Here is a 16,380-nt window from a genome sequence, read left to right as displayed (position 1 = left end):
CGGAGCCACGCCATGTCCACCGTTTCGCCGATCTCGTCCCCCGCGCTGCCGCTCGTCTCCGATCCCGCCGGCACCGAAGTCGCCCGCACCCGGACCCCGGAGGCGCGAACCGGCACCGTCACGGTCCCCGACGCCGCGCCCGGACCGACCGACATCGTCACGGAGCTCGGGCTTCTCGGCCTTCGCGCGCCTGCGGCGCGTGGCGACATCGGCGTCCTTCTGGCGCAGACCCTTCTCGCCACGGAGGAAGCGCGCGGCGACGGGGAGAAGCGCGAGGCGCTCAACCGCTCCAACGCGGTCCTGTCCACGCTGCTCGGCTTGAACAACAACGCCTTGACGGCCAAGCTCGCCACCGACACGGCGGCGCGGACGCGGACCGAGACGCAACGGACCGCCGCCGTCGCGCAGCGGGACGAGTTGCAAGGCCAGGTCGCCACGCTCACGGCCGCCATCGGCACCAAGCAGGATGAGTTGAACGCGGCGAAGGCCGTGCTGGCGAGCGCGGAGGGCGAGACGGCGCGCGCGGCGGCGCAGGCGCAAGTCAACGCGCTCTCCGGCGAGCTGTCGGCCCTCCAGGGCCAGCTCGGCCTCAAGACTACGGCGCTCACCGCTGCCAACCAGACCCTCGCCACGCTCGAGGGCGAACTCGCCCGCCTCGTCGACGCGATCGCCGCGACGGGCCGCCAGATCGACGCCTTCGGGTCGCTGGTCCAATCCGTGTCGGCGCTTCTCTCTACGGGGTTACGGAACGAGGACACGAGCAGGCGTTCCCTGTCCACCCAGACCGACACGCTGGTGGAGCGTCTGTTCGAGGCGATGACCGAGATGGGCCTGGAGCGCGGTCGTTCGGCCGACCCGCTTCTGGCTGGCCGGAACGCCGCCGTGAGCGAAGATACGCCGGACCGGGATGCCCCGCCGCGCGTGGAGACGGTGGCGGCCGCGCTCTCGATCGCCTTCGCCGACCTTCTGAGCGAGCTGAAGCGCGTCGAGCCGCTCGCGCTCGCCCACCCTGCCGACCAGACCGGGCGCGAGCGCTTCCGGCTGGAGGTATGAGCGTGGTGACGAACGCCCTCGCAAGGCCGATCGCGGTATCGTATGGATGGATCGGCACGGGCGCCCTCGCGGCGACGCGGCCGGCGCGGGGACCGGCTCTCCGCATGGGAACAGGTGCCCCATGACTCGCTTCCTTCAGACGCTGGCCCGGCGCAACGACCTGTTCCTGGCCTTCCTGCTGATCTGCATCGTGTTCATGATGATCCTGCCGCTGCCGGTGATCATGATCGACGTCCTGATCGCCATCAACCTCACCCTGTCGGCGATCCTGCTGATGGCCGCGATCTACCTCAAGGACGTCACACAGCTCTCCGCCTTCCCCTCGATCCTGCTGATCACGACGCTGTTCCGTCTCGCGCTCGCGATCTCCACCACGCGCCTGATCCTGATCCAGGCGGATGCCGGCCACATCGTCGAGACGTTCGGCAAGTTCGTGGTGGGCGGCAACCTCATCGTCGGCCTCGTGGTGTTCCTGATCCTGACGATCGTGAACTTCATGGTCATCACCAAGGGCTCGGAGCGCGTGGCCGAAGTGTCGGCGCGCTTCTCACTGGACGCCATGCCAGGCAAGCAGATGTCGATCGATTCGGACATGCGCGCCGGCCAGATCGAGCTGGACGAGGCCAAGCGCCGTCGCGGCAAACTGGAGAAGGAGAGCCAGCTCTACGGCGCCATGGACGGCGCCATGAAGTTCGTGAAGGGCGACGCCATCGCCGGCCTCATCATCATCGCCGTGAACATGATCGGCGGCCTCGCCATCGGCGTCCTCCAGAAGGGCATGGCGGCGGGCGACGCCATGCATCTCTACTCGCTGCTCACTATCGGCGACGGCCTCGTCTCGCAGATCCCGGCGCTCTTCGTGTCAATCACGGCGGGCTTCATCGTGACGCGTGTCGCCTCCGAGGAGAACGACAACCTGGGCTCCGACATCGCCGCCCAGCTCATCGCCGAACCCAAGGCCCTGATGATCACGGCCGCGATCCTGTGCATCTTCGCCGTGGTGCCGGGCTTCCCGCCGCTGGTGTTCCTGACACTCGCCCTGATCGTGGGCGGCGGGGGCTATCTTTCCATGCGCGGCCGCGCCAAGGGTGCGCAGGAGAAACGCTCGGCCGAGATGCCGGCGCTGGCCGCCGCGCTGGCTCCCCAAGGCAAGTCGCCGCGCTTTCCAGGCGGCGACGAGGACGACGGAATGCCCGTCGAGGCGGTGAACTTCGCGCTCACCGTGCCGCTGATCGTCGACATCGCGGCCTCGGTGCGCGACTCGATCCGCCCCGACAAGCTCGACCGCGAGGTCGCGCGCGTGCGCCGTGCCCTCTACTTCGACCTCGGCGTGCCGTTTCCGGGCATCAACCTGCGTCTGAACGAGAACCTGTCGGAGGGCGAGTATCGCATCCTCGTCAACGAGATCCCGGTGGCGGCGGGCGCGGCGCGCCCCGGCTGGTTCATCGTGCGCGAGACCGAAACCAACCTTCGCATGTTCAGCGTTCCCTTCGAGCGCGGCGAGGACTTCCTGCCCCACACGCCGAGCCTGTGGGTGCAGATGAAGCACCTGCCCCTCCTGGAGCGGGCGGGCATCCAGACGATGACCCTGTCCAACATGCTGACCTACCATCTGGCCCATGTCCTGAAGGCGCACGCCTCGGAGTTCGTGGGCGTTCAGGAAACCATGTTCCTGATGAACCAGATGCAGAAGAACTTCGGCGAACTGGTGCGCGAGGCGACCCGCCTCCTGCCCATCACCACGATCACCGACGTCCTTCAGCGCCTCGTGTCGGAGGATATCTCGATCCGCGACATGCGCACGATCCTAGAGGCGCTGGTCACATGGGGCCAGCGCGAGAAGGACCCGATCGTGCTGGCCGAGCACGTGCGCGGAGCGCTGTCGCGCTACATCACCCACAAGTTCTCGGGCGGGCAGAACGTCATCCCTGCGTTCCTGATCTCCAAGGAGATCGAGGACGCGGTGCGCAGCGCCGTGCGCCAGACCAGCGGCGCCTCCTATCTCGCGCTCGCGCCCGACACGCATCGCGAGATGATCGCGGCCATGAAGCACGTGATCGGCGCGCCCGCGCCCAAGGCCATGTCGCCCGTGATCCTCGCGCCGATGGATATCCGCCGCTTCATGCGCAAGATCGTGGAGCGCGACTTTCCCGGTCTGGCGGTGCTGAGCTACCAGGAACTGAGCCCCTCGGCCAACATCCAGCCGCTCGATCGCATCAAGATGATGCAGGGCGCGCAACTGACCGCCCTGTGAGACCCGACATCGCCGGTACGGCACCGGGTCGGCCGCTGCGCATCTCGCGCTTCGCACGGCTGCTCGGCGCGGCGCTGCTTCCCGCGCTCGCGCTCCATGCGCTGATGACGGAAGGGGGGCTTGGCGTCTCGCGGCTCCTCGTGCTGGCGGCCCTCGCCCTGCTGCTGCTGGCGGGCCTGGCGCGAGCCCATGCCGGACAGCCGGCGCTTCTCGCCTGCGCCGCACTTCTGTCGGCGCTTTATGCGGCCGCCGTGCCGCTCCTGACCACGGGTCTCGGCACGCTTCCCACGCGCGTCGCCGCCTCGCCCGTCTGGCCGCAGCTTCTGGTCCTCCTGCCGGCCGCCCGGCTGCAGTCGATCCTCGTCACGGAACGTCTACGATCCGCCTGGATCGATCCCGTGAACGCCGAAGGCCCAATGCGCTCCCAGTCGCTCGGTGGCGCCCTATCGCTCGGCCTGGCGGGGACCCTTCTCCTCTACGCCGCGCTGGAAACCCTTGCGGCTCCGGTCATGGCGGCCGGTGCGCCGGATGCTTTGGGCGTCACGCTGCGCGCGGTGCTGGGCGCGACCTACGTCCATGTCGCGATCATGATCCTGTTTCTGACACTGCTCGCGGCCTGCCTCGACGCCCTTCTTCGGCAATGCGAGGATCGCGCGGTGCTGACGCTCGTGCGCGCGCGGCTGCGGGAGTCGCTTCCCGTCGTCCGGGCGGATTTCGCAGAGGCGCTGCGGGACCTGCCGGGCGACAGCCGCAGCGGCGCCGACATGCGCGAGGCCGCCGGTCTGCCGGGCGCCGAGACGGCGCGGCGATCGCTGGACGCGGTCCATGCCTCGACGCGCCGATACCTGCGCGCGCTTCTCGCGTTCCTTCCACTGCTCGGCTTCGTGGGCACGGTGATCGGGCTGGCCGTGGCGATCGGAAGCCTCGGCGGCGACGGTGGGAGCGAGCGGCCGGGGGGTGTCGCCGACATCGGCGCTAGCCTCGCAGGTCTGTCGATCCAGTTCGAGACGACGCTTCTGGGGCTTCTCGGTGGGCTCGTCGCGTCCCTGGTGCTCGCCGCCATCGAGCGCCGCGAGGGCGAAACGCGCGCGCAGTGTCACCGCCTGGTCGAGGTCGCGCTGCGGACGGCCGATGCGCTCTGAGGCCGAGCCCGACGACGACGACGATGAGGCCGGGAGCGTGGGCCGCGACATTCCGCTGACGGATCTCTTCCTGACGCTCGGCGCGACCGTTCTGTTCTCGCTGTTCATGGCGGATCCGTCGCTTCGCATCGTGCTCGGCGCGCGCGACCCGGTCGGCGACCTCCTCGCGGGCCATGCCCGGCTGGTGGGCGATGACGCGCTCGTGCTGCTGGCGGGACCCAAGGGCGTAACGCTGGCGGGTGCTCCGCCGGTCGGTGTGCCGCTCGCCCGCATCGCGACCGACGTCGGGCTCGCCGACCGCATCCGCGAGGGTGCCGAGCCGCTCTTGGTCGCGGTGGTGCCGGGAGGCGAAGAGGCTTCGTTCCTGCTTGATCCGGTGATCGCGCGCGCGGCCCCCGCGCGGCGCCTCCTTCAGGTCCGTCTGGACGAGACTTGCGCGGCACTGGCGGAGGCCGGGCTGGAAATGGCTCGCTCGCTCTGCCGGCGGCACCTGACCGGCGAGGAGCCGTGATCCGCTTCGAGTTCGCCGTGGCGGCCGATCTTGCGGCCAACCTCCTTTCGGTCTGCCTCGTGGTCTTCCTGACGCTCGTTCCGCTGGCCGGACGGCGGGAGGCACCCGCGCGCCCCGATCTTGCCCGGGCGCTTCTGGCGAGCGAACGCCGGGCGCTGGATGGACCCGCGATGATCGCCCTTCTTCACGCGCGCCAGGCGGCTCCAGCAACCGTGACGATCGATCTCTATGCCGACCGGGTGGAGCGTCGCGCGCCAGGCGCGGCGATGCGGCCGGTCGATCCGGATACCGACCTGGCGCCGCGAGGCGGATCCGTCGCGCTCTTCGTGCTCGATGCCGCCTTTTACGCCGACGTGCGGCGGAGCTTGGCGCGAAGCGGCGCGGTTGTCGAGGAAATGTCGGTTCCCGACGCCTTGCGCGATCCCGCCAGCCCTCGTCTACGCTTCTCGCAGGGCTTCCTCGCGCTCGACGCCGCGCCGCGCCCCCTTCCCGACTTCACGCGGGACCTCGCGCGGCTTCTGGAGGCAGCAGCGGAGGCGAAGGCCGGCAAGGCGGCGGGGGGCGCGGTCAGCGAGCCGCACGCCGTCGCGCTTACTGCCCGCTTCCAGGCCGCGGGGCTTGCCGCCCTGCGGTTCGGCCTGCCCTTGACGCTCCTCGTCCTGATCGCACTGGCCGAGCGGCGCTGGCGACGGCGGGCTGTGCCGTTCGTCACCCGCATCGCCCGCCGGCCGCCCTAGACTCGTGGCGCAGGCAACAGGTCCGTGTGCAGCGAGGAGATCACGTCATGGCCGGAGCGGTCGGGGGCAGCGTCGCGCAACCCATCATCTCCAATCGCGTCGAGCAGCGCCTCGCCGACACGCTGGATCTCAGCGCGGCCACGCAGGCCCAGCGTTCTGACGCTTCCAAGGACGTCGCGGCCGACGATCGCAAGCCAGCAGACTTCGCCGACTACCTCAATCAAAGCTCGATCACGCTCCTGTCCAAGGCGAACGAGGACCGTACCCGCTTCGACCCGGTCGCCGAGTTGAACCGTCAGTCCGTCTACGGAATGCCGTCCGAAAAGACGGTGCTCTAGCATTACAACTGCATGATGGATTGCGCCCTGGATCGATGCGTCGCCACGATGTGGAGGGCATGGCGATGGTGGCATCGGTCGAGGCGACGCTGGAGTTTTAGGCATCATCGTTGCGGGACGTGCAGGGCCGGGTTGGCCCCTCGTGCACGCAGGAGTGTGCCGCAGCCTCGGCAGGCTTGGTTCCAGCTAGGCTTCTATGTGGGGACCAGCATCTTCCTGACTGACGTGCGCCCGACTTTGGACCGCCCTGGCTGGAGGATTTCCGGAAGTGATTGCTCAGGCTGGCGGGCTGCCTTCCGAGCGTTTCATCAGCTCGATCGGGGTATTGTAGCCGATCGAGCTGTGAGCGGCGGACTTCGTTGTCACCTCTACGCCAAGCCTCCATCCTGGCCTTCGCGTCCTCAAGGCTGGTGAACCAGTAGGTGTTCAGGCATTCGGCTGTGAACTTACCGTTGAAGGACTCGATGAAGGCATTGTCGGTCGGCTTGCCAAGCCGCGAGAAGTCGAGGACGACGTCCTTCTGGCAGGCTCAAAGGTCGTGATCTCGTGAGATAAATTCCGATCCCTAGTCGACCCGGATGGCCTTGGGGTCGCCAACCTCGCCGCAGATGCGCTCCAGTGCCCGCACCACGTCTTCGCCTCGATAGCTGAAACTCGCGTCGAACACCGGCGAGATGCGCGAGAACGCGTCGACGATTGTGAGGATGCGCGGCTTGCGGCCCGTTCCGAGTTGGTCGTGGATGAAGTCTTGTCGCCCATGTCTGGTTCACATGGGTCGCCACTACCCAGTCGTCCCGCAGCTTGGCCTTCCCGCAGCGCTTCGGCACGCTGTTCCTGAGCTGCAGCTTCATCTCCTTATAGAAGCGGTAGATCCGCCTCCGGGGTCACAGCCCACCCTCCCGGTCGTGGGAGCACGTGGACACGACGCCTCTCGGCGATTGCCCGCAATCGCCTGCCGGCCAAGAGATATCCGTATCGTACCCGTGTCCGCGTGGTCTGCTGGATCCGGATCTTCAGATCGGCCTGATCGCCGCGCCGGAACTTGCAGGTGTAGAGCGAACCTACGACCTTCAGAGCCGAGCAAGCCCGTCTGATCGATGCCATCCAGGACACTCGAACCTCGACCACCAACTGGCGTCGGCGAGTAGGCCTCAAAGTTTTGGCAACGCTCAAGAGTCGGTGGCGCTGCATTGCCTCAATTTGATAGAACGTCCTGCAGCATCGCTTTGTCCAACGACAGGTCCGAGACGAGCCGCTTCAGATTGGCATTCTCCTCCTCGATCTGGCGCAGCTTGCTCACCTCGGACTGCATCATCCCAACGTACCGCTTGCGCCAGTTGTAGAACGTCGCCTCCGAGATCCCGGCCTTCCGGCAGACCTCCGCAACTGCCGTCTTCTCGTCGGCCTGCGTCGGGACGAACGCGATCTGCGCCTCCGTGAAATTCGACTTCTTCATGGAATTCTCCTCGTCCCGCTCCCGGGGTCATAAGTGGAAAATTCCAGCTCAAAACGGTCTGATTTACAGGAGGCACGTCACCGGAAACACTTGTCCAGGAGCCAGTACAGAGCCCGGAGCGAAAGGCGGACCGCCTCGTCGGCAGGGATCGTGCGCGACTTCAGCGCAACGACGCCCGCATCTACGCCCGCCTCCGCCGGCCCGCGGGGCACGCCCGAGTACTGCACGACCCGCAGGCCTTCCTTGGCCAGCGCGTTCGCCGCATCCGACGATCTGGTGAAATTGTCCCCGATGATGCCCAGAAGCATGGTTCGTCAGGCCCGCTTGCCGTTGCCCGCGACCTCGTCCTCAAGATGACGTCGAATAATCTCGTCGAACGAGGCGTCGGCCTCGAAGCCGAGCGCGAGCGCGCGCTGCGGGTCGAATGCTTCCGGCCAGCTCTCGATGATCCGCTTCACCGCATCGTCGGGCTCGCGCTGGATGAGCGCCACGGCCTCCTCGCCGCCCGCGCGCCGCAGTGCCTCGATCGCCTCGCCAACCGTGGCCGACAGTCCCGGCATGTCGAGGGTGCGTCGGACCCCGAGACCCGACGTATCGACCTCCGCTGCCTTGAGGACGAACTCGACCGCCCGGCGGGGACTTGCGAACCAGTGGCGCACCTCGTCTCCGACCGGAAGCGTCGCCGGAAGGCCCGCCAACGGCTCGCGAAGGATGCCGGAGAAGAAGCCGGAGGCCGCCTTGTTCGGCTTGCCCGGCCGGATGACGATGGTCGGCAGGCGGATGCCGATGCCGTCCATGAAGCCCCGGCGCGAGTAGTCGGCGAGGAGAAGTTCGCCGATCGCCTTCTGCGTGCCGTAGCTCGATAGGGGCGCAAGCACCTGGGTCTCCGGCACCACCGGTGGCAGAGGCTGACCGAAGACTGCGACCGAGGAGGTGAAGACGAGCCGCGGCTGATAGCCGCTGGCGGCGTGTTCCCGGCGCACGGCTTCGAAGAGCTCGCGCGTGCCGTCGAGGTTGATGCGGTATCCCTTCTCAAAATCGGCCTCTGCCTCGCCCGAGACGATAGCGGCGAGATGGAAGACGATATCCGGGCGCTCGGCGACCAGCTCCGCGGCGACGCCGGGAGCGGACAGGTCGGCCGCAACGGCCCGGAGGGCGACCGACGAGGCTGGCACGTCGGTCTCCACGACGTCGGCAAGTGTCATCGCCTGGATGGGGCGGCCGGTCAGCTCGCCCTTCCGCAGGAGCGCAGCGGTCAACTTGCGGCCGATCATGCCGCCGGCGCCGAGGATCAGAATCTTCACGATGGGCGGCCTTCCATATCGGGGGAACGGGATGCGAAGACAGGATCTCGCTTGGCGAAGAAGGCGTCCGCGCCCTCGTGTAGGTCGGGCCCGTCGAAGATGCGCTGCTGCGCGGTATTGGCGAGCGAGAGAGCCGCATCGACCGGCTGGTCGAGAGCAGCGTCCACCAGGGTCTTCGCGAGACGGTTCGACAGAGGGCCGCGCTGCACGATCTCATCGGCCAGCCGCCGCGCCTCCACTAGGGCGTCGTCGCCCACTCGGTTCACGAGGCCCCAGTCGAACGCCGACCGAGCTTCGACGATGCATCCGGTGAACAGCATCTCCTTGGCCCGGGCCGGACCGACCAGCCTGGCGAGCCGCACGGCACCGCTCGACGCCAGTCCGCCGAGCCGGCTCTCGGGCAGGCCAATCCTTGCCCCCTGCCCGGCCACCCGGATGTCACAGGCAAGCGCCAGCTCGAAGCCGCCGCCGAGAGCCACGCCATCGATCGCAGCGATCGTTGGAATGGGAAGCGCAGCCAGACAGCGAAGCACGTGGTCTTCGAACAGGATCTTGCGCTCGCTGGCGTCGGCGCCGAGCGAAGCGAACTCGCCGACGTCGCTTCCCGCGCAGAAGGCCGTGGGATTGCCATGAAGGATGACACAGCGAATGTCCGGCTCGTCCTCGATTCGGCGCAGCGTCTTCTTGAGGTCACGCAGCAATGGGCGGGTGACGAGATTGAGACGGCCCGCGTCGAGGCCTATCTCGGCCAGTGTCCCTTCGATGCGCAAGGAGACCATCGCCCCTTCCGCCTCGCACTCGCTACCCATAGCTTCAGCTCGCCATCTTGGTCAGCGGCGTCACGCCGTGGAGCACGCCCATGCGTTCGAAATGGTGGTGGATACGATCGACGTAGGCGGCGAATTCCGGTGCGTCGCCGAGAACGATGGGGCGCGGGCGCGGCAGGTCGACGGTGATGTCGTCGACCACTTCCCCCGGGCTCGCGCTCATGACGATGATGCGGTCGGAAAGCCCAACCGCCTCCTCGACGCTGTGGGTGATGAAGACGACGGTCGGGCGCCGGCGGAGCCAGAGCTGCTCGAGATCGGTGCGCACCTGGAGCCGCGTCAGGGCATCGAGCGCGCCGAAAGGCTCATCCATGAGGATCACGTCGGGGTCGTGGACTAGCGTACGGATCAGCGAGACACGCTGGCGCATGCCGCCCGAGAGCTGACGGGGATACTTGTTCATCGCGTGCTCGAGGCGGAGTTGCGCGAACAGCTCGCGCGCCCGGTCGGCGATGGTTTGGCGGTCGAGCCCGCGGATGTCGGCATGCAGCATCACGTTTTCGAACGCGGTGCGGAAGTCGAGAAGGAGGTGGTCCTGGAAGGCGATGCCGACATTGGTGATCGGGCGGTCGACGGGCTTCCCATCGCAGAGGATCTCGCCGGAGGAGCGCTTGAGCAGGCCCGCCACCATGAGCATGAGCGTGCTCTTGCCGCAGCCCGACGCACCGACGATCGAGATGAACTGTCCCGCTGGAATCTCGATGTCGACCGAGGCGAGCGCACGGAACGGCTTCTCCAGGTCCTCACCGAAGACCTTGGACACGTTGCGGATGGAGATCGGAACGCCGGACCGGTCGGCGGGGCGCGTATCGATGGTCATGGTGAAACCTCGAGCGGTTCAGGCTGCGGAGGCCGCAACGGCGGCGAGCGGGGTCTTCGACAGGAGAAGGGACTTGCGCCCCTTTTGCAGGACGTCGCCCGACTGGTTCACGACGTCGACGTCGAATGTGGCGATCGCTTGGGTCGGCTTGGACCTGGAATCGCGGATCTCCGCGATCACGTAGTTCACGAAGATCGTGTCGCCGAGGAAGATTGGCCCGACGAAGCGCCAGTCGGAGATCCCCAGGAAGGCGATCGCGGTTTCCCGAAGCTCGCCTGTCCGGGCCCACATGAGACCGTGGGCGTAGGAAAGGCCGAGCATGCCGTGCGCGACGCGTCGCCCGAACTGGCTGCTGGCAGCATAGACGTCGCTCGTGTGGAGTTCGGAGAAATCTCCGGTCAGTCCGGCGAACGCCATGACGTCGGACTCGCCCACTGTCCGGCCGGGGCTGCGAAAACGCATGCCGACATGCAGGTCTTCATAACGGTAGCTCATCGATACGGTCCTGATGGCGGGGTTGGATTGCGCCTGCGGCCCGGGCGATCCGGACCGCAGATCACGCGTCGCTCAGGGGCAGGCGCGCATCTCACCCTCGGCGGGCAGGTAGTCGTTGGTGTAGTAGCTTGCCGGATCCTGCCCCTCGGGCAGGAGACCGACCTGCGAGAGCAGGTTCTGGGTGTTGACCCAGTGCGCAGGTTCGGCGCGGCCGATGAACTTGGCCTCCGCGCTACAGAAGAGCGGCGTGATGGCGGCGAGTTCCTTGGCGACGAGATCGGCGTTGGCGTCCGGGAACAGCGCCTTGACGTCCGCGACCGCCTTGTCCGGGTTGTCGAGCGCGAAGCTCCAGCCCTTCAGGCTCGCCTTTACGAAGTTGCGCAGCACCTCCGGGTTCTTCTCGATAAAGTCGTTGGCGGCGAAGATCGAGGTCGAGACCGTGGGGACGCCGTAGTCGGCGAATGGGAACTCGTCGATCTCGGCGCCCTGCGCACGAACCTGGATGGCGTAGGAGTCGAGCGAACCGAGGATCGCCTGCACCTGTCCCGTCAGGAGGCTCGGCACCATCGAGGGCATCGGCATGTTGACGAGCTGCATATCCTGTTCGGTCAGGCCGTTGGCCTTGAGGAGCAATGGCAGCATGGTGGTCTGCGAGGAGCCGGCCGGCACGCCCACCGTCTTGCCCTTCAGGTCGGCGAAGGACTTGATGCCGGTGGCCTTGAGGGCGATCAGCTCGTTCGGGTTGGACTGGTAGATCGTCGAGACGACGCGCATCGGCGCGCCCTTTGCGACGAGCTGGCTGACGGCCACCGCGTCGGCGTAGGCGAGCTGGGCCTGGCCGCTGGCGACGAGTTGCGCCGTGTTGCCCGAACCGTTGCCCTGAACGATCGTCACGTCGAGGCCGGCCTCCTTGTAAAAGCCCTCCTGGAGCGCTGCGGCGAAGCCGGCGTTCGCGCCGCCCGCGGTCCAGTTGAGCTGGAAGGTCACCGGCGTCTGGGCCTGCGCCGCGCCCGACAGCCCGATAGCGGCGAAAAGCCCGGCCGCTGCGGCGGCCTTAAGTGCATGCATCATGTTTGTTCCTCCCTTTTGAAAATGTCGGTCGATCGGGGCCCGCCCTCCCGAGCAGGCCGGAAGGTCAGTTCGCGCCGGACCGTTGCCATGGGGTCATGAGCCACTCGCTGAGCTCGACCACGTAGTTGATGACGATGCCGATGACGGTGAGGACGACGAGCACCGCGAAGGTCAGCTCGATGTCCATCGTGCTCGTGCCGCGCAGGAGGACGTAGCCCAGCCCCTGGTTGGCGCCGACGAACTCGGCGACGATGGCCGCCGTTGCTGCGATGGTCGCCGACGTCTTGACGCCGGAGAAGATCACAGGGAGTGCAGACGGCACGCGCAGGTAGCGGAAGGTCTGCCAGATCGACGCGCCCATCGAGCGGGTCAGGTAGAGCAGCCGCTGGTCCAGGATCTGGAAACCGCTGATGCTGGCGATCAGGAGCGGGAAGAACGTCATGAGGACGGTGAGGAGGATCTTCGACTCCATGCCGAAGCCGAGCCAGACCAGGAACAGCGGGGCTACTGCGATCTTCGGGACGAGCTGGAGCAGCATGATCGGCGGGTAGAGGACCTGGCGCGCCAGCGGCGACAAGGCGATCATCAGTCCGAGCGGGATCGCGGTGACGATGGTCAAGGCAAAACCGAGGACGATTTCGGTCAGCGTCACCAGCGCGTTGGACCAGAGCATCGGCGCATCCGAGATGACGCGCGAGAATACGGCGCCCGGCGCCGGAAGCAGGTAGGCCGGAATCTGGAACACCTTCACCGACAGCGACCAGATGGCCACGATCGCCACGAAGGTCAGGGGCGGCAGTGCGTTCCAGGCGATAAGCCGGACCCGGCGCATCAGGCGCGAGGGCGCTCGGTGGGGCGCCGGCTGGGCTTTCGCCGCGGACGGGCCAAGCGCGGCTCCGCCGGTCAGGTTACTGGTGGTCATCGACCTTCCTCCCGAGTTCGGCACGGCGCCGAATCGGCCGCCCTGCCTCCTTCCCTCGAAGCGAGCCGGCTCCACCCGGCTCGCTGCTTGCCCGACACCTTTCGCATCAAGCAATGTATCCGTTTACATTACGGGTAGGTCTAAGCTGGCACACATTCCTGCGAGATAGCCTGGACCGGATACCAACCGATCGTCAGGCAGCTGCGCGGCGTGTCGTCGGCTGGGCGTCCAGCGACAGCAACCTCCGCGGCGAGCGCGCCGACCGCACGTGCTGCCCGAACTCGGTGACGAGTCCCATGGGCTCCGGCCGGAAAAGGCGCCCATCCATCGGGCGAAGCTTCGCCGAGACCGCGGGCCTGAAGGCCATTCGGGACAGCACGTCCCGCTCCAGGTCGACGCCGGGCGCGATCTCGATCAGTTCGAGCCCTTGCGCGCCGACCTCGAACACGGCGCGTTCGGTCACGAACAGGGCCTCGCGCCCCTCGGCCCGTGCGAAGGCGCCGTTGTAGCAGATCTGGCGGACCGCCTCGACGAACTTGGAATGGCGGCCCTCTTCGAGGACCGAGAGGCGGCCGTCGGGGCATTCGACCTTCAGGCCACCCGCCGTGAACGTGCCGCTGAACACGACCTTGCGCGCGTTCTGGCTGATGTTGATGAAGCCGCCGACGCCGACGATCGTGTCGGCGAAGCGGCTGACGTTGACGTTGCCCGCCGCGTCGATCTCGGCGAAGGACAGGAAGGCCACGTCGAGACCACCGCCATCGTAGAAGTCGAACTGGTAGGGCTGGTCGACCATGGCGTCGAAGTTCTGGGCACCGCCGGAGTCGGGCCCGGTCAGCGGCGCGCCGCCGATGAAGCCCTGCTCGTTGCTCAGCGTGATGGCGTCGAGAATGCCTTCCTCCGCGGCCACGGCAGAAACGCCCGTCGAGATGCCGGCGCCGAGGTTGCAGACTGCTCCCGGGACGATCTCCATCGCCGCGCGGCGCGCGATGATCTTTCGCTCCGTGAACGGCAGGCGCCGCATGCCTTCGGCGGGCACCCGCATCTCGCCCGCGTAGCTCGGCTCGTAGTGGCTGGCGTAGGTCTGACGTTGCTCGGGGTCCACCACGACGTAATCGACGAGGATGCCCGGAATGCGCACCGACCGCTGGGGCAGCGTGCCACGCCGCGCGACGCGCTTGACCTGGACGATGACGGCCGCGCCGAGCCGACGGGCGGCCTGGGCGCAGGACAGCATCTCGCCGGGGATCGCCTCCTCCTCCATCGACACGTTGCCCTCCTCGTCAGCAGTCGTGCCGCGCAGGATCACGACGTCGAGCGGGAACGGCTTGAAGCGCAGCCAGTCCTCGCCGTCGATGCGCAGGAGCTCGACGATCTCCTCGCGCGCCGCCTCGTTCTGTCGGCCGCCAAGTTGGCGCGGATCGACGAATGTGTGGAGGCCCGTCCGGGTGATCAGGCCCGGTCGACCGGCCGCGATCTCTCGGATCAATTGCGAGATCACCCCTTGGGGGATGGTATAGGACTCGAAAGCCTCGTCGAGCGCCATCGGGATGAGCGGCGGCGAGTCGATCAGAGCGCTCGTCAACGAGCGCTTGAGCATGCCGGGATGGCGGAAGCGCGCGGCGCCCTTGAGCTGACGGTCGCCGATGCCGACCGCGTGGATCAGCGTCAGGTCGCGCGGCGCACCCTCCTCCAGATACCGCGCCTCGATGGCTTCCAGCACTTTCTCGGGAACGCAGTGCCCACCACCCGAGCCGCTGACCAGAACGCTGTCGCCCGGCTGGATGATGCTGGCGGCCTCGGCTGCCGTGATGATCCGCATGTCGCCTCCTTCGCCGCGCCCTTGCCGTTGACAACGGCGTCGTGCTTCTTGTAACCGATTGCATAACGAAGTTGCTTTAGGTGTGTCAAGCGGCGACCTTGGGCAAAACGACTCGATTGAAGACCTGCGTTGCCCCGGGAAATCGGACGGGGGCATGTCTGGATACAACATGTCTAGCGATTGCATAGGAGAAACGAATGGCTCTTGCTGGACGGGGCGTGCTGGCGATCTGGAATGGCATCGCGGAGGAGGCAGAAGCCGACTTCCTTGCATGGCACGTGCGCGAGCACATTCCCGAGCGCGTGGCCGTTCCGGGCTTTCTTCGGGCACGACGCTACGTCGCCCTGCGCGGCGAGCCGCGCTACTTCAACTTCTACGAAACGGCATCGCCTGCGGACCTGTCCGCCCCTGCCTATCTCTCAAAGCTGGACAGTCCGTCGGAGTGGACGAAGAGGGTCGTCCGCCACTTCCGCGACACATCCCGCACCGTGTGCGCGGTCGCGTTCTCCGCGGGACTCGGCGACGGGGCCGTTATTGCGACGCTCCGCATGGAGGGTGGGGGCCGCGACCCCGGGACGCTGGCGCGGGCGCTTGCGTCGCTCTGCCGTCGGGACGGGATTGTCGGCGTTCATCTCCTGCGTGGCGACACGGCGGCCGGCGGGCAGGCGACGGCCGAGAAGGCCCTGCGCGACGCGCCGGACCGGACGGCGCCCTGGGTCGTGCTGGTGGAGGGCGTCGAGGCGGCGCCGCTTGAATCATTCCTGGACGAAGGGGTGGAGGAAGTCTGCCGGGCGCTCGCGCTGTCCTGTCCCGAGCGCGAGCGCGGGCTCTACCGCCTCCAGTACGGGCTCGCGCGCGACCAGTTGGGTGCGGAAAGCTAGGATCGAACGTTTTCCGACGGGACGTTTCGAGGACGGTGGACATGAATAGCACGGGTGAGAGAGCGAGCGGCGCGGCGCGGCGCGGCGCGGGCCGGAGCGGCATGGCGGTTCCGGGCGTCGGCTTGCGCGACGTCGCGCAAGCCGTCGGCGTCTCGACGGCCACCGTCTCGCGGGCGATCAACCGGCCCGAGGTCGTGTCCGCGGAACTGCGCGAGCGCATCGCCGCCGCGATCGCCGAACTCGGCTGGATCCCGGACGGCGCGGCCCGGGCGCTGACCACCGGCCGCTCTCAGACGATCGGTGCCGTGTTCCCGACACTCGGGCTCGGCGATTTCCCGCGTGCCGCCAACGCCATCCAGCGCCACCTCCTGGGACAGGACTACACGCTGCTCCTCGCCTGCTCCGAATACGACCCGGAGCAGGAGTTCCGGCAGGTCCGCAAATTTGCCGAGCGCGGGGTCGACGGAGTGATCCTTGTCGGCCTTGCCCACCATCCCGGCCTCCTCCCCTTCCTCGAGCAGCGCAAGCTGCCCTTCATCAGTTCCTTCGTCTACGACCCAGCCCGCCCCGGCCACTGCGTCGGCCCGGACAACCACAAGGCGCTGGTACGGATGACGGATTACCTGGCCGACCTCGGCCACGTCCGCTTCGCCGTGATCGCGCAGGCGACCGAGAACAACGACCGCGCGAGCGCCCGCCTTTCCGGCATCCGGGACGCACTCGCGATGCGCGGCCTTGCGGTGCGCC

At 67.5% G+C, this 16,380-nt stretch carries 16 protein-coding genes and 1 pseudogene; 8 read left to right on the top strand and 9 right to left on the bottom strand.

Annotation, left to right across the window (positions count from 1 at the left end; translation table 11 throughout):
• Nucleotides 1-12 precede the first annotated feature (12 nt).
• From QZ753_RS04135 to QZ753_RS04110, 6 genes are all read left to right on the top strand, one after another.
• Nucleotides 13-1,053, top strand: coding sequence for a hypothetical protein (locus QZ753_RS04135; RefSeq protein ID WP_294641426.1), 1,041 nt, complete (start codon nucleotides 13-15; stop codon nucleotides 1,051-1,053).
• A 121-nt stretch (nucleotides 1,054-1,174) separates the two neighbouring features.
• A complete protein-coding gene (gene sctV, locus QZ753_RS04130) occupies nucleotides 1,175-3,307 on the top strand; it encodes a type III secretion system export apparatus subunit SctV (RefSeq protein WP_294641425.1) in 2,133 nt (710 codons plus the stop codon).
• Nucleotides 3,304-4,449, top strand: coding sequence for a MotA/TolQ/ExbB proton channel family protein (locus QZ753_RS04125; RefSeq protein ID WP_294641424.1), 1,146 nt, complete (start codon nucleotides 3,304-3,306; stop codon nucleotides 4,447-4,449). Before sctV ends, QZ753_RS04125 begins: the two co-directional genes overlap by 4 nt.
• Nucleotides 4,439-4,960, top strand: a complete 522-nt coding sequence (locus QZ753_RS04120) for a hypothetical protein (RefSeq protein WP_294641423.1) — start codon at nucleotides 4,439-4,441, stop codon at nucleotides 4,958-4,960. Before QZ753_RS04125 ends, QZ753_RS04120 begins: the two co-directional genes overlap by 11 nt.
• Entirely contained in the window at nucleotides 4,957-5,697 is a 741-nt protein-coding gene (locus QZ753_RS04115; RefSeq protein ID WP_294641422.1) for a hypothetical protein, read from the top strand. The genes QZ753_RS04120 and QZ753_RS04115 overlap by 4 nt, the downstream gene beginning before the upstream one ends.
• Before the next feature lie 47 nt (nucleotides 5,698-5,744).
• Complete coding sequence (locus QZ753_RS04110) at nucleotides 5,745-6,035, top strand: hypothetical protein (RefSeq protein WP_294641421.1); 291 nt, start codon at nucleotides 5,745-5,747, stop codon at nucleotides 6,033-6,035.
• 276 nt (nucleotides 6,036-6,311) lie between these two features.
• Here the strand turns inward: QZ753_RS04110 and QZ753_RS04105 are convergent.
• The 9 genes and pseudogenes from QZ753_RS04105 to QZ753_RS04065 form a co-directional block, all read right to left on the bottom strand.
• A pseudogene (locus tag QZ753_RS04105) lies at nucleotides 6,312-7,491 on the bottom strand (IS3 family transposase).
• Nucleotides 7,492-7,568: 77 nt separating this feature from the next.
• On the bottom strand, nucleotides 7,569-7,799 hold the full coding sequence (locus tag QZ753_RS04100) for a four-carbon acid sugar kinase family protein (protein ID WP_294641420.1): 231 nt from the start codon (nucleotides 7,797-7,799) through the stop codon (nucleotides 7,569-7,571).
• A 6-nt stretch (nucleotides 7,800-7,805) separates the two neighbouring features.
• Nucleotides 7,806-8,795, bottom strand: a complete 990-nt coding sequence (gene denD / locus QZ753_RS04095) for a D-erythronate dehydrogenase (protein WP_294641419.1) — start codon at nucleotides 8,793-8,795, stop codon at nucleotides 7,806-7,808.
• Nucleotides 8,792-9,574, bottom strand: a complete 783-nt coding sequence (locus tag QZ753_RS04090) for an enoyl-CoA hydratase/isomerase family protein (protein ID WP_294641418.1) — start codon at nucleotides 9,572-9,574, stop codon at nucleotides 8,792-8,794. Before QZ753_RS04090 ends, denD begins: the two co-directional genes overlap by 4 nt.
• A 34-nt stretch (nucleotides 9,575-9,608) precedes the next feature.
• Nucleotides 9,609-10,442 (bottom strand): ABC transporter ATP-binding protein, encoded by an 834-nt coding sequence (locus QZ753_RS04085; RefSeq protein WP_294641417.1) that lies wholly within the window; start codon nucleotides 10,440-10,442, stop codon nucleotides 9,609-9,611.
• Between the two features lie 18 nt (nucleotides 10,443-10,460).
• Entirely contained in the window at nucleotides 10,461-10,937 is a 477-nt protein-coding gene (locus tag QZ753_RS04080) for a MaoC/PaaZ C-terminal domain-containing protein (RefSeq protein WP_294641416.1), read from the bottom strand.
• Between the two features lie 72 nt (nucleotides 10,938-11,009).
• Complete coding sequence (locus tag QZ753_RS04075; RefSeq protein ID WP_294641415.1) at nucleotides 11,010-12,008, bottom strand: ABC transporter substrate-binding protein; 999 nt, start codon at nucleotides 12,006-12,008, stop codon at nucleotides 11,010-11,012.
• A 64-nt stretch (nucleotides 12,009-12,072) separates the two neighbouring features.
• Nucleotides 12,073-12,930 (bottom strand): ABC transporter permease, encoded by an 858-nt coding sequence (locus QZ753_RS04070; RefSeq protein ID WP_294641414.1) that lies wholly within the window; start codon nucleotides 12,928-12,930, stop codon nucleotides 12,073-12,075.
• A 193-nt stretch (nucleotides 12,931-13,123) separates the two neighbouring features.
• Nucleotides 13,124-14,752 carry an acyl CoA:acetate/3-ketoacid CoA transferase gene (locus QZ753_RS04065; protein WP_294641413.1) on the bottom strand — a complete coding sequence of 543 codons (1,629 nt, stop codon included), beginning with the start codon at nucleotides 14,750-14,752 and terminating at the stop codon, nucleotides 13,124-13,126.
• Between the two features lie 197 nt (nucleotides 14,753-14,949).
• On the opposite strand from QZ753_RS04065, the gene QZ753_RS04060 reads away from it, so the two are divergent.
• Together QZ753_RS04060 and QZ753_RS04055 are read left to right on the top strand one after the other, a co-directional pair.
• A complete protein-coding gene (locus QZ753_RS04060) occupies nucleotides 14,950-15,633 on the top strand; it encodes a DUF4286 family protein (RefSeq protein ID WP_294641412.1) in 684 nt (227 codons plus the stop codon).
• Nucleotides 15,634-15,674: 41 nt separating this feature from the next.
• Nucleotides 15,675-16,380, top strand: a 706-nt coding sequence (locus QZ753_RS04055) for a LacI family DNA-binding transcriptional regulator (RefSeq protein WP_294641411.1), incomplete at its 3' end; no start/stop codon positions are given.

The organism is uncultured Aureimonas sp., assembly GCF_913775355.1.
In the GTDB taxonomy this organism is placed as follows: Bacteria; Pseudomonadota; Alphaproteobacteria; order Rhizobiales; family Rhizobiaceae; genus Aureimonas.
This window is presented reverse-complemented; position numbering and strand designations above follow the sequence as displayed.